Annotated in this window: 10 protein-coding genes; 5 read left to right on the top strand and 5 right to left on the bottom strand. The window is 52.8% G+C overall.

Translation table 11 applies throughout. The features are described 5' to 3' along the window. Positions 1-145 precede the first annotated feature (145 nt). The gene (locus Q8O77_RS08305; protein WP_305552389.1) at positions 146-367 is read right to left on the bottom strand and encodes a hypothetical protein; all 222 of its coding nucleotides are present in this window, start codon (positions 365-367) and stop codon (positions 146-148) included. Between the two features lie 298 nt (positions 368-665). On the opposite strand from Q8O77_RS08305, the gene Q8O77_RS08310 reads away from it, so the two are divergent. Continuing rightward, positions 666-1,454, top strand: coding sequence for an ABC transporter substrate-binding protein (locus tag Q8O77_RS08310; RefSeq protein WP_305552390.1), 789 nt, complete (start codon positions 666-668; stop codon positions 1,452-1,454). A 129-nt stretch (positions 1,455-1,583) separates the two neighbouring features. Then, a complete protein-coding gene (locus Q8O77_RS08315) occupies positions 1,584-2,966 on the top strand; it encodes a S41 family peptidase (RefSeq protein WP_305552391.1) in 1,383 nt (460 codons plus the stop codon). A 140-nt stretch (positions 2,967-3,106) separates the two neighbouring features. Here the strand turns inward: Q8O77_RS08315 and Q8O77_RS08320 are convergent, their stop codons facing one another. Further along, positions 3,107-3,352: an EF-hand domain-containing protein gene (locus Q8O77_RS08320; protein WP_305552392.1), complete on the bottom strand. Its 246-nt coding sequence runs from the start codon at positions 3,350-3,352 to the stop codon at positions 3,107-3,109. Positions 3,353-3,455: 103 nt separating this feature from the next. Further along, entirely contained in the window at positions 3,456-4,373 is a 918-nt protein-coding gene (locus Q8O77_RS08325; protein ID WP_305552393.1) for a LysR family transcriptional regulator, read from the bottom strand. Positions 4,374-4,501: 128 nt separating this feature from the next. Between Q8O77_RS08325 and Q8O77_RS08330 the strand changes: the two genes are divergently transcribed. Continuing rightward, the gene (locus Q8O77_RS08330; protein ID WP_305552394.1) at positions 4,502-5,677 is read left to right on the top strand and encodes an MFS transporter; all 1,176 of its coding nucleotides are present in this window, start codon (positions 4,502-4,504) and stop codon (positions 5,675-5,677) included. Between the two features lie 38 nt (positions 5,678-5,715). On the opposite strand, the gene Q8O77_RS08335 is transcribed toward Q8O77_RS08330, so the two are convergent. Beyond that, positions 5,716-8,694: a di-heme oxidoredictase family protein gene (locus Q8O77_RS08335; RefSeq protein ID WP_305552395.1), complete on the bottom strand. Its 2,979-nt coding sequence runs from the start codon at positions 8,692-8,694 to the stop codon at positions 5,716-5,718. Positions 8,695-9,060: 366 nt separating this feature from the next. Here Q8O77_RS08335 and Q8O77_RS08340 point away from each other — a divergent pair, with 366 nt between their 5' ends. Together Q8O77_RS08340 and Q8O77_RS08345 are read left to right on the top strand one after the other, a co-directional pair. After that, positions 9,061-9,669: a LysE family translocator gene (locus Q8O77_RS08340; RefSeq protein WP_305552396.1), complete on the top strand. Its 609-nt coding sequence runs from the start codon at positions 9,061-9,063 to the stop codon at positions 9,667-9,669. A gap of 16 nt (positions 9,670-9,685) precedes the next feature. After that, positions 9,686-11,122: a PLP-dependent aminotransferase family protein gene (locus tag Q8O77_RS08345; RefSeq protein ID WP_305552397.1), complete on the top strand. Its 1,437-nt coding sequence runs from the start codon at positions 9,686-9,688 to the stop codon at positions 11,120-11,122. Positions 11,123-11,140: 18 nt separating this feature from the next. On the opposite strand, the gene Q8O77_RS08350 is transcribed toward Q8O77_RS08345, so the two are convergent. After that, complete coding sequence (locus tag Q8O77_RS08350; RefSeq protein WP_305552398.1) at positions 11,141-12,559, bottom strand: NAD(P)(+) transhydrogenase (Re/Si-specific) subunit beta; 1,419 nt, start codon at positions 12,557-12,559, stop codon at positions 11,141-11,143.

The raw sequence follows: 12,559 nt of genomic DNA on the forward strand, positions 1-12,559 counted from the left end.
GCGCGCCGCAAAGCTGCGAAGTGTAATTGATTGCAACCAAATTGCAGTTAAGTGTTAAGTGCTATCAGCTTTGGCTAAGGTAATGCTGTTGTTTAGCGGAGGCATTCGCCGGTTCGCGCGCCCGGCGCTTTGCTTTGGGTTGTGTTTAACTGTGGCGGCGGCTGCGGTTGTCGCGCACCAGCCACCATACCAGGTAGCCAAGGATAAGGTACGGCAATACGCTGAACAGCAGCGATATGCCAATGCCAAACAGGGTAGCTGCCACGCCAACCGCAATACCAAAGGCTGTTGCCATTAAGCCGATTAAGGTTGGAAAGCAGTAAATACCTAAGGCAACTAACAAGATAATGACGATGGTTCTGTTCATGTGCTAATCCTTTTAATGTTAAGCATGGCGTATTTCTACACTAGTTATTCATACACTGTGCCAAAATTTAAATTGATATAAATCAATTGGTTGAATTTAACCTTCGTTGTGTCACTAAACGAAAAATAAATATCCTGGTAAATTTGACCATTAGTTCGTCAGAACAGGTAACTGCGCGCATGGCTTTATCGGGGGCATTGGCCAGCTCGAATGCAGTTGTGGATAACGCTAAATAACGCATGCCAAGCGCTGCGCTACAGACTACAATTTGACGAGGCCCCCGACAGGAGTTGTGGCTATGGACAGTAGCACTGCTTATCGACATCGCAGGCAGCGCTGGATTATCCGGCACAGTTATTTTTTGCTAACCGGCTTGTTGCTGATGTTGTTTCAGTTGCATGCCCAGGTTCTGCGTGTGGTTGCGTCAGCCGAGGACTACCCACCGTTTTATTATCAGCAGGGCGAGACATTAAGCGGTTTTTCTGTTGAAGTATTACAGGCTGTAGCAACAGAGTTGCAACTGACACTACACTGGCAGCGTTTGCCCTGGAACCGAATGATGCAACATGTCGCCAGTGGTAAGGCCGACGTGATAAGCGTTTTTTATAAAAATCCGGCCAGAGCGTCACAATTCTACTTTAGTAACGAAAGCTATTATCGCGAGCCGCTGGTATTGCTATGCGCCCAACCTTGTCCGGTGCAGTATGATGGCCGGTTATCAAGCTTAGAGCAGCAAACCATCGCGGTAGTGCGCGGCTACTTCTACAGTATGGCGCTGGAGCAACTGCAGTTTAACAGGGCCGAAGTAGTAGATTCAGATACCATGCTATTTAAACAACTGCTAAACGGCCGCCTGCAGCTGGGTATTGCTTCGCTGGTCGTGGCGCAGCATACGCTGAAAACCGAGCTGGAAAACAACAAAATACAGGTGTTATATCCGGCGCTGGATTATGGCGAGATCTTTTTTGCTTTTAGCAAACAAAGCACCGTAACGCCGGCTTTTGTGGCCAAATTTGATCAAGCACTGCAGCACTATAAAGCATCGGCGGCATATGCAGCCTTATTGCAACGTTACCGACTGGATTAACTTCAGATCGCGATAATTGCTGCCGGATGAAAATTACTCCTGCTCTGCCGTTTTTAATTAGCACTTGCTGCGCGTTTAAACGTTTTCTCTTTTTGTTACGACTAACAGGTTTTAACAGAGAGAATAATAATGAAAAACCGCCTGCTAACCCTCACGTTATGCCTGCTCCTGACTTGCTTATCCAAATTTACTGCGGCAGAGGTTTTAAAACCAGATAGCCTTATTGCCCCGGAAGTCGCAATAGAAGACATAGATAAATGGCTGCAGTTTATTGAGTCAACCCATCCGGATTTGGCGTACACAGTTAAAAATCCGGCTTCGTTTTATCAAGACGTGGACAGGTTGAAATCCGGGCTGAATAAACCAATAACGCGAAGAGCGTTCTGGCTTGAATTAATGAAATTCAACAGCCGGTTTAATGATGGCCACCTGTCTGTTACGCCAAATTCCCTGGACGCGCTTGTTCGCCAAAGCATAGATGAAGGTGAAAGGGTGCTGCCTTTTCAATTTAAGATAAAAGACAACGCGCTTGTAGTGCTGTCCAGCCTCAATGGAGATGAGAGCAAACTAAAAGGCTATCAGGTGCTTAGCATAAATAGTGTGCCGGTAGCGTCAATTATGCCAGCCTTGTTACAGCTTACTCATGGCGATAGTGACACACACCGGGAAGCCATTTTATCTACCCGATTCTCAATCTATTACTGGTTGTTGTATGGCTTTGCAGATAAGTTTGTCTTAGATCTTAAGAAGGATATTTATTTAAAAGATGTTTCCATTGATGTGTCTGAACAAAAAAGTACAGATTTGTTACTGCCGGACAAGAGCTTTGCGGGCAACTTTACCGCCACTGTTCTGGATGACGATGCGGTACTGAAAATTAAGTCGTTTCGAAATTACGAAGAAAAAGAACAGTTTAAAGCTTTTTTTGATAGTTTCTTCACGTCAATTGCCGAAAAGAAAATCCGCCGTTTATACATCGATATCAGAGGAAATGGCGGCGGAGATGACACCTGGAAGCAGGCCATAATGCCCTATATAGCAAGTAAACCGTGGCGCTCAGGCTCAACGTATAAAGTAAAAATACTCAGTGGTCAGGGCAATGAAAAGCATGCTGTTGGTGATGTGGTAAACGGTGAAGTTGAAAGTTTTGAGAAGGTTAACAACGACTTGCCAAATAAGTTTAGGGGCGAGGTGGTTATCCTGGTCGATGGCTTTAGTTACTCTTCCGCCATATTGTTTATTAACGTAGTGCAGGATTTTTGCTTTGGCTCAGTAGCGGGAGACGCTATTGGTGGCAAGGTGGGACAAACCGGCGGCACGCAGCAGCTTATATTAAACAGCTCAGGGCTAAAGGCAATTAGTCCCAGATTTATTCTTAACAAGCCTAAAGGCGGTAACGGTCTGGACTTAGTAAATATTGATTTACCAGTCAACTATGACATAACAGAACCTGAAGAGTTAATTACCCAACTCAGAGAAATGGACGTCGCCGGGTTTTGTAACCAGCTATAGAAAGTGAGCTGCAAGGTCAGGTCTGATTTTTACCTGACCTTGCAGGTACAACACTCAGCAATGTCCACCTGAGTGTATCGGGCGTAACAACTAACAGCAGTTTTGCGGATTAGGGCAGGCGATCGCCTTGCCCTTGCGCTTTAATATTCCCACCAGCAGTCTTGCCACCAGTCTAAAAATTCAGCAAAGTCGATATAGCCGTTATTGTTGGTGTCGATAAGCTTAAAGCCTTCTTCAACATGACTGGCTTTGGTTTTCGGTGCCAGCGCAGTAAGCAGTTCAATAAACTCGGGTAAATCAATCCGGCCATTGCCGTCGCGGTCAAAAAAATCGAAGTTGTTTTTTATTTCTGCAATTTGTTGTTCAGACAAATTTTCTTTATTCACAGGTCTTGCCTTGTTTGTTAATGACATAGCGCTTCAGTGTACTGCGCCGGGAAATGCCTGTCTATGTTACACGCCGACTGTTGCTACGCTGAAAATGCTCCTGCTATTCAACAGTACTGCCGCCTGCTGTCATTTTTTCAACCAGATAATCGACAAAGACGCGGATCCTGGCAGGGATATTTTTGCCGCCGATAAACACCGCGTGAATGGCTTCACGGTCTTGCGGGTTATAGTCTTCCAGCAGTGCAACCAGCTGGCCGCTTGCCAGTGCCTGCTGTACGTGGAAACGGCCAACCCGGGTAATACCCATACCCTGCTGCGCCAGTTCCACCAGGGTTTCACCATTGTTGGCGATAATATTGCCGCTGACGGCCAGCATAAAGTCGTGGCCATTTTCTCTGAATGGCCAGCCGGGTTCTAAGCGGCGGAAACTGAAATCCAGGCAGTTGTGCCGGGCTAAATCGGCCGGCGTTTGCGGTACACCGGCTTTGGCCAGATACTCCGGCGAAGCCAGTATCACGCGACCGGTGTCACCGAGGCGGCGGGCATGCAGGCCGCTATCGGGTAGCTGACCGAAGCGGATAGCCACATCGACCTGGCCGGAGGCGACATCTCTGACCTGGTCGGATACATCAATTTCCAGTGTAATATCGGGATAGCGCTGCAAAAACTCTTTTAGCAGCGGCACTATCGTCAGCCGGCTGTGCGCGGTGGCAGTGGTTACTTTTATATTGCCGCTGGGGCTGCCGCGGTTGGCAATGGTCAGCTCGGTATCATCTAAATCTTTTAAAATACGCCGCGCCGCTAACGCATAAGACTCGCCTTCGGCTGTTAGTCGCAGGCTGCGGGTGCTGCGCACGATAAGCCGCACACCGAGGCGCTTTTCCAGCCGGGTCATCATACGGCTGACCGCCGATGGTGTTAGCGCCAGTTCACGCGCTGCTGCACTTAAACTGCCGGTACAGGCGACGGATAAAAAGGTGGCCATTTCGGCGGCTCTGTCAGTTTTTGTGATGCTCATTTGTAACCTGCTTATTGTTGATTCACTCATTTGTGAATTGAGCGCAAAGCTGAATGTATCGCCAGCTGGTTTTTCTGCGCTTTAAGGTTGCGTATATTCTGCGTCATCACAAATTAACGAGACTTGATATGAAAATCAATATTCCTTTGCTCGCGCTGGCGCTGGGTGCCTTTGGTATTGGCGTAACAGAGTTTTCTCCTATGGGCATGCTACCGATTATTGCCGGCGATCTGGGGGTATCTATTCCGACGGCCGGTATGCTGATCAGTGCCTATGCTTTTGGTGTGCTGCTTGGCGCACCGCTGATGACGCTGGTGTTTGCCAATATGGCCAGGCGTAACCTGCTGCTGTTATCGATGGCTATTTTTACGCTGGGTAATCTGATCTCTGCGCTGGCAGACAGCTATAACGTGCTGTTACTTGGGCGGATCATTACCTCATTTAACCATGGCGCCTTTTTTGGTGTCGGCGCTATAGTAGCGATGAACGTGGTGCCGCCGGAAAAGCGTGCCGGTGCGGTGGCGGCGATGTTTTCCGGCCTGACCATTGCCACCATCGGCGGTGTGCCGCTGGCTGCTTATATTGGTGAAGTAATTGGCTGGCGCCCGGCGTTTTTTGGCATGGCTGTTATCGGGCTTATTACTATGGCGGCGCTGCGGTTGTCGTTACCAGCGATGGTGAACGAACAAAAAGCCAATGTCCGCAATGAGCTTAGGGTGCTGGGCAAAAAGCCGGTACTGGTGGCGCTGCTGTTAACTGTTGTCAGCTCCAGCGCTATGTTCACGGTATTTACTTACATAGTGCCCATTTTGCAGGATGAAACCCAAGCCTCTACCATGTTTGTCACTGCGATGCTGGTGCTATATGGCGTTGGCCTGGCGGTAGGCAATGTGCTTGGTGGCCGTTTTGCCGACCGCTCAATGGATTTAACGCTGATTGCGTCGTTAATTGCGGTGATGTTGTTGCTGGTGATGCTGGCGTTGGTGATATCGTCGCCGCTACTGGTGGCGCCGCTGATCTTGCTGTGGGGTATTGCCAGTTTTGCCCTGGTGCCGCCGCTGCAAGCGATGGTAGTGCAGGAAGCCGCAGAAGCGCCAAGCCTGGCGTCGGCGATGAATATAGGCGCGTTTAACCTGGGTAATGCGTTAGGTGCTATGTTGGGTGCGCTGATGATTAGCGCCGGCTTTGGCCTGAACGCTGTGCCGCTGGCCGGTGCGGCCACTGCTGCGGTGGGGTTGGCCATGGTGTTGTGGTTCCGCCGCAACCGCTCAGCAAACGCGAACACAACAACGGCTAACGCCTGAGGTAAAGCCCGGTGCTGTTTTTGACACCGGGCCTGATGTTACAGTGACTGCAAAAATGCCAGCAGGGCTTCGCGATCTTCGGTGGGCAAATTAACAAAGCGGTTTTTAATTACTTCAGCTTCGCCGCCGTGCCACAAAATGGCTTCGGTTAACGTACGGGCGCGGCTGTCGTGTAAATAGCCCACAGGAGTGCCGGCCGCGACGTATTTGGTGTAGCCAATGCCCCACAGCGCCGGTGTGCGCCACATGCTGCCGCTGGCTAAGCCTTCGGCAAAGTTATCCGCCAGCTCTTCACCCATATCATGCAACAGCAGGTCGGTGTAAGGCCGGATAGTTTGGTTACGCACTTCGTCAAACGCTGAGCGGGCGCTGGTTTGCACTTCGCTGACATGGCAGGCGTTACAGCGGATGGTTTTAAATACCTGCTCACCCTGCGCAATTTTTGCCGGTTCAACATCCAGATAAGCCATTGGCGATACGCCTTTAGGGTAACCGCTGACCAGACTGCGCTGTGCCGGTACCGCTAACAGGTGCAGATATTCTGTCATTAACTGCAGCGCTTCATCCGGTAAGCCGGGTTCTGTGCCGCTGGCGGCGTCGCAGTGTGCTGCCCCGGCCAGACAATCACGGTTCGGGTAAACAGACGAGGTTACCGACATATCCAGTAAAGCGGCGTTGGCCACTTGGTGGCGCAGGCTGACTTTACCGGCTTTCCAGCCGTAGCGACCTAAACGCACGTCGCCGGTTTCAGGATCGTAAGCATAGTTGGCGGTACCCAGCACGCCATCAGCATCGGGGGTGCTGCGCACCCGGGCTAAAATGGTTTCGTCATCAATGGCTTCGAGCAGCCCCATACCAATTAATGGCTGAGCCGAGCGCACGGAGTAAACATCAGGTACCGGGCCTTCAAAGGCAATTTCCGGTTTACGCAGTTCCACTACAGTGCCATCGGCAAGTTGTACATTTTTACTGGTAAAACCGGCAACCACAGCGGCATTGCCCCAGTTTTGCACCGCTCCGGTGCTGGCAGAGCGCGCATTCATTTGCAGTGCCTGGCCGTAAACCGGGTGCGGCAGATAGTTACCGTTGGCGTCGGTGCCGGTGGCTCCGGTACGTATTGCCATGGTATCCAGCCGTTGGTTCAGCACCGTGGGGGCTACGCTGCGGCCATTGCTGATATGGCAGTTAAAGCAGGATGACTGGTTAAAGCGCGGGCCCTGCAGGTAGCGGCCATCATCATTGCGGTCATTACCATCTTCGTTATGCTCGCCGCTCCATAAGTTAGTGTGTAGCCAGCGCCGTCCTTCCATAAAGCGTTGGATATTTTGCATACCAATATTGTTGTGTGGCTGCTGAAAAATAAAGCTGGCATTGTCGGCGTAATCGTATGACACCGAGCCCAGGCCGCCTTGCAGGGTGCTGTCGGGCAGCGGCTGGTTCATTAAGCGCGGCTGCACGCCATACCAGGGGCGCAGGCCCTGGCCCATGACGTAGGTCAGCTCGTTAGTGTAATAACGAAAGGCGCCGTCATCGCCAATTGCATCCATGGCTTCACGGGTGGAAAAGAACGAGCCGGTAAACTCAATGATATCGCCTTTTTTCAGCGCTCTTGCTGCCACGTTACTGCCGTTTGGCACCAGTACGCCATCATCATTGGCAGACAGGGCTCGGTGGCCAGGGTAAGTATCAAACACCACGCTGCAGCCATCGTTGGCGCCGATAACGCCGTTAAAGCCGCTGTCGGGGCTTAACAGCACGCCATTGGCCGGCTTTTGCACCACCGGGCAGGGCGCACCGTCACTCAGATAAGTGGAGTCATCGAGTAAATCGCCCGGGCTCATCCAGCCAAAGCCGGTAACATTGGGCTCATCAAAACGGCGAACAAACGAGTGACCACCGCCTTTTTGCGCCTGCTGATAATACTGGTTAACGATAATCTTCGGTGCGCTAACGCCGGCGACATTGCTGTTATCAATAAATTCCACGCCCCAGGTGCGGTTTTTAAAGTAATTGGCAATAAAGTTTAAATGCGCGCCCGGGCCTTTGTCGGCAGGGTTGCCCTGAGCGTCGACGGTCTCGTTCAGGCCAAAACCGATTTCGTTCCATTCTTCGCCGCGCTCGCGGGCATGGCGTGAGCGGCCAACCATGCCAAACCGCGTTACCAGAGTACCGTCGGCCAGAGTAAAGCGCACGCTTTCAACCGGTTCAGCCGGAGCCGGCAGTGGCTGGCGGCCACTACCGCTTAGCGGGTAGGGTACATAGGAGGTATCCAGCACAGGCATCGAGTTGTCGCTGCCCGGGGTTTTAAACTCCACTTCAAACAAGGAATAGCCATATTGGGTGTGGCGGCTGATACCCTGCAGGCGAACATAGCGGGCATCGATATCCAGATTAAAAAACTCTTCCGTGCCGCCCTGAGCCCCGGCGATATAGCGCAGCTGATACCAGTTTTCAGCATCGTCAGAGATATAAATGGCATATTCTTCAGCGTAGGCATTTTCCCAGTGCAATTGCATATAGCCAATTGCAGTTTTGGCGCCAAAATCAAACTGTATCCAGGCGTTGTCAGCGTCGGCATTATTGCTCCAGGCGCTTTCCCAACGACTGGTTAAATCGCCATCGGCTGCTTTATCTGCGCTGTTATTGGTATTTTCATCGCCGGATGAGCTTACCGTAATGCCGGCAACAGGTTCAGAAGGGCCGCTTTTATCATAAGCCAGGCTGAGTCTGAGCGCGGCCGCTGGCGGCGGCAGAGAGGGGCCATCTGCCTTAGGCAGGGGGGATGTTTCGGCACCGGGGGCGGCTTCCAGCGCCGGCTCCGGTAAGTCCGCTCCGGGATCCGGTGTGGTAACAGGCGGTGATACCACCGGCGGCGTACCTGCTTGCGGATCTTCAGGCGCTGTAGCGCTGTCACTGCCGCCGCCACAAGCCGTTAGTGCTAACGCCAGCAATGGCAGCAGCAACCAGGTCGGTGCCGGCCTTTTTGCGGCGGATTTATTCACAGAACTCAGGTTCATAGCAATTACCCCAAATAGATACTTATAACAGCCAAGCCATTTTTTATTAAGTGACTTTTTACTAAAGTGACTTTTTATTAAGCGACGGTAAAGGGCATAACTATGAAGCAGTAACATAATGTTTTGTGTAATTAATTGTTTATCGCACAGCTGGTGTGACCTGGTGCCGCAGTTCCGGGCATGCAGTGACCGGCAAGTAATGACTGACATGTAATGACTGACATGTAATGATAAGTGCAGGCTGTACTGCTTTATTTTCATTTTCATCTTATCTGTACTGCTTTTTTTGTGCTGTACTGTGTATATTTTCTGCTGCGGGTGCGCGCTACTGTGACGGCTGAATACAAGCAAGCAGGAGTGTGCAGCATGGAATTATTTTGGACCTTAGTGTTTTTTGCCTTTGCTACCAGCATTACGCCCGGGCCGAACAATATTATGATTATGTCGTCCGGTGTTAACTACGGCGTGCAAAAAAGCCTGGCGCACCTGGCCGGTATTCAGCTGGGGTTTTTGCTGATGCTGGCAGCCGTGGGTTTAGGCGCCGGGCTGGTGTTGCAGCAACAACCGCTGCTGCACCAGCTGATTAAACTTATTGGCTCGGTATATTTGCTGTATCTGGCGTGGAAAATTGCCACGGCAGAGCCGGTGCAAATTAGCACCGGCAACAGCAAGCCGCTGAGTTTTACCCAGGCGCTGTTGTTTCAGTGGGTTAATGCCAAAGCCTGGGTAATGATCACCGGTGCCATTGCGGCTTTTACCAGCCTGCAGGGTGTGTACTGGCAGCAACTGGCGCTGATTGCGCTGGTGTTTTTACTGGTGGGGTTGCCCTGCACCGGCAGTTGGTTACTGTTTGGCGCCGGGTTAAAGCGGCTGCTAACGGCGCCGCAGCAACGGCGATGGTTTAACCGCACTATGGGCGCCTTGCTGGCGCTGTCGGTGATACCGCCGCTATGGCAGGCGCTGCAGGCTTTTTAACAGCAAAGGAGCGGATGTGAGCTTTCGTTATCAACAACTGGCCAGTGAGCTGCAGCAACAGATAGAGCAGGGCCAATATGCCTGTGGCGAGCGCTTGCCGGGTGTACGTGAGCTGGCCAAACGCCGCGCGCTGAGTGTATCTACCGTGGTGGCCGGTTACCGGCAGCTGGAAGCTGAAGGTTACCTGCAGGCAAACAGCCGCAGCGGCTACGTTGTTAAAGCGCGCTATCAACCGCCGCCGCTGAGCAGCGCACCGCTGCAGCACGCTGCCGCGCCCAGTGCAGTCAGTAGCCAGCACATGGCGCTGACGCTGTCTAAAGCTGCCGCCGACCCAGCCTATATGCGGCTGGGAGCGGCAGTGCCGGCGGCAGAGTATCTGCCACAGCACGCGCTGCAAAAGGCGCTGCAACAGGTGATAAAAGCGCAGCCGGCGCGTTTAATGTGTTACGAGGCCAGCCGCGGTGCAACCGAATTACGCCGTGAAATAGCCAGGCGCATGGCGTTGCATGGCGCCGTGGTATCGCCGCAGGATGTGATCATTACCAATGGTTGCCAGGAAGCGCTGATGCTGAGTTTAAAGGCCGTAACCCGGCCAGGCGATGTGGTAGTAATAGAGTCGCCGGCGTTTTATGGTTTGCTGCAGGCACTGGAGGCCGCCGGTTTAAAAGCCCTGGCACTGCCAACCGACGCCCAAAACGGCATTGACCCGGATGCGCTGGAGCAAGCGCTAACTCAGTGGCCGGTTAAAGCCTGTGTGCTGATCGCCAACTACAGTAATCCGCTGGGCAGCCTGATGCCGGATCAGCACAAAAAACGTATCGCCGCGCTGTTGGCTGAGCACGGCATAGCGCTGATAGAAGATGATACCTATGGTGACTTGGGTTTTAACGGGCAGCGGCCGGCCAGCTGCTTAGCGCTGGCACCGAAGCAGGATATTTTTTACTGCAGCACCTTTTCCAAAACGCTGTCGCCGGATCTGCGCCTTGGTTGGGTAATAGCACCCAAACACACGGCGAAACTGGAATACCTGAAGTTTATCAGCAATATCAGTACCGCCGCGCTGCCGCAATTAGCCGTAGCAAAGCTGCTGCAAAGCGGCCGGTTTGAGCGGCATTTACGCCAGGTGCGGCCGTTGTATCAAGCGGCGGTGCAGCGTATCAGTAGCAGTATCGGCCGGCTGTTTCCGGCAGGTACCCGCGTTAGCCAGCCGCAGGGCGGCTTTGTGCTGTGGGTTGAGCTGCCACAAGGCGTCGACGGTTATCTGCTGGCGCAGCAAGCGCTGGCGGAAAAAATCAGCATAGCGCCGGGTGCGATATTTTCACCGACGCCGCTAAGTGGCAGTGCGCGCTACAGTAACTTTATCCGCTTAAACTGTGCCGTTGCGCAAGACGCCCGGCTGGAGCGGGCACTGCAAACGCTGGCACAGTTGTGCTTACGGCAGCTAACGCCATAACAGTTTTGCCAGCACCGGTTAGTGCCCGCCGCCAAGTGATTTAATCGCCTGGATCATCGACACCATCACTTTTTGCGCGTCGCCGTACACCATCTGGGTGTTGTCTGCGTAAAACAGCGCGTTCTCCACGCCGGAGTAGCCTTTGCCCTGGCCGCGTTTTACCACGTATACCTGTTTGGCCATATCGACATTCAGCACCGGCATGCCGTAAATCGGCGAGCTTTTATTGGTACGCGCCGCCGGGTTTACTGTGTCATTGGCACCAATGACGATGGCAACGTCGGCTTCTTTAAACTCGCCGTTAATATCTTCCATATCAAAGATAATGTCGTACGGCACCCCGGCCTCGGCTAACAGCACATTCATATGGCCCGGCATACGGCCGGCGACCGGGTGAATGGCAAACTTTACCTCAACCCCGGCGTCCTGCAGCAGTTTTACCAGCTCATACAGCTTATGCTGTGCCTGGGCTACCGCCAGGCCATAACCGGGCGCAATAATCACCTTGCCGGCGTAGCGCATATTAATACCGGCGTCACCGGCATCAATCGGCTTCTGGCTGCCGGCAATATCAGCTTGATCTTCATCGCTTACGGCGCCAAAGTTAGAAAACAGTACATTGGCGACCGAGCGGTTCATCGCTTTGGCCATTAGCAGTGTCAGCAAAGAGCCGGCCGAGCCAACCACCATGCCGGCAATCATCAGCGCCGGGTTATTTAGCACATAGCCCTCAAAGCCAACCGCTAAACCGGTAAAGGCGTTGTACAAGGAGATCACCACCGGCATATCGGCGCCGCCAATCGGCATCGTCATCATGACGCCGTAAACCAGCGCCAGCGCAAAGAATGCAGCAAATACCGGCCAGGCCACCACGCCGCCGTGCCAGATAATGTAAGCGCCAATGGCCAACAGCACTAACAACAGGCTGCCATTGACCAGCTGCAGCGCGCTAAAACGTAAGGTGCCGTTAATCCGGCCATCCAGTTTGGCCCAGGCAATCAATGAGCCCGATAGCGCCATGGCGCCAATTAACCCGCCCAGCACCGCCAGACTAAGAGACACACTGCCGTGAGTTTTATAGCCAATCAACTCGATGGCAGCAATGGCCGCTGCGGCGCCGCCGCCCATACCGTTATACAGCGCCACCATTTGCGGCATTTCGGTCATCGCGACTTTTTTGCCGCTGCGCCAGGCCCAGCCAAGGCCCAGTGCCAGCGCAATCAGCGCCAGCGTCAGGTTAGTGCTAAGGTGCGGTTTGGCCGCTTCGTTGACATCCAGCGTATACAAAAAGCTGGCCAGCACAGCCAGTACCATGCCCCAACCAGCCACGACGATGCCGGAGCGGGCCGTTAGCGGTGACGACATACGTTTTAAGCCATAAATAAACAAAAAGGCGGCGATAAAATAGCTGCTGTCGATGAGTAAAGCTGCGTTCAT

The sequence above is a fragment of the Rheinheimera sp. genome (assembly GCF_030690345.1).
Taxonomy (GTDB): Bacteria; Pseudomonadota; Gammaproteobacteria; order Enterobacterales; family Alteromonadaceae; genus Alishewanella.

Coding starts and splice junctions, on each gene's coding strand:
- Q8O77_RS08305 (WP_305552389.1), bottom strand. CDS start 367: ATGAACAGAACCATCGTCATTATCTTGTTAGTTGCCTTAGGTATTTAC.
- Q8O77_RS08310 (WP_305552390.1), top strand. CDS start 666: ATGGACAGTAGCACTGCTTATCGACATCGCAGGCAGCGCTGGATTATC.
- Q8O77_RS08315 (WP_305552391.1), top strand. CDS start 1,584: ATGAAAAACCGCCTGCTAACCCTCACGTTATGCCTGCTCCTGACTTGC.
- Q8O77_RS08325 (WP_305552393.1), bottom strand. CDS start 4,373: ATGAGCATCACAAAAACTGACAGAGCCGCCGAAATGGCCACCTTTTTA.
- Q8O77_RS08330 (WP_305552394.1), top strand. CDS start 4,502: ATGAAAATCAATATTCCTTTGCTCGCGCTGGCGCTGGGTGCCTTTGGT.
- Q8O77_RS08335 (WP_305552395.1), bottom strand. CDS start 8,694: ATGAACCTGAGTTCTGTGAATAAATCCGCCGCAAAAAGGCCGGCACCG.
- Q8O77_RS08340 (WP_305552396.1), top strand. CDS start 9,061: ATGGAATTATTTTGGACCTTAGTGTTTTTTGCCTTTGCTACCAGCATT.
- Q8O77_RS08350 (WP_305552398.1), bottom strand. CDS start 12,559: ATGAACGCAGCTTTACTCATCGACAGCAGCTATTTTATCGCCGCCTTT.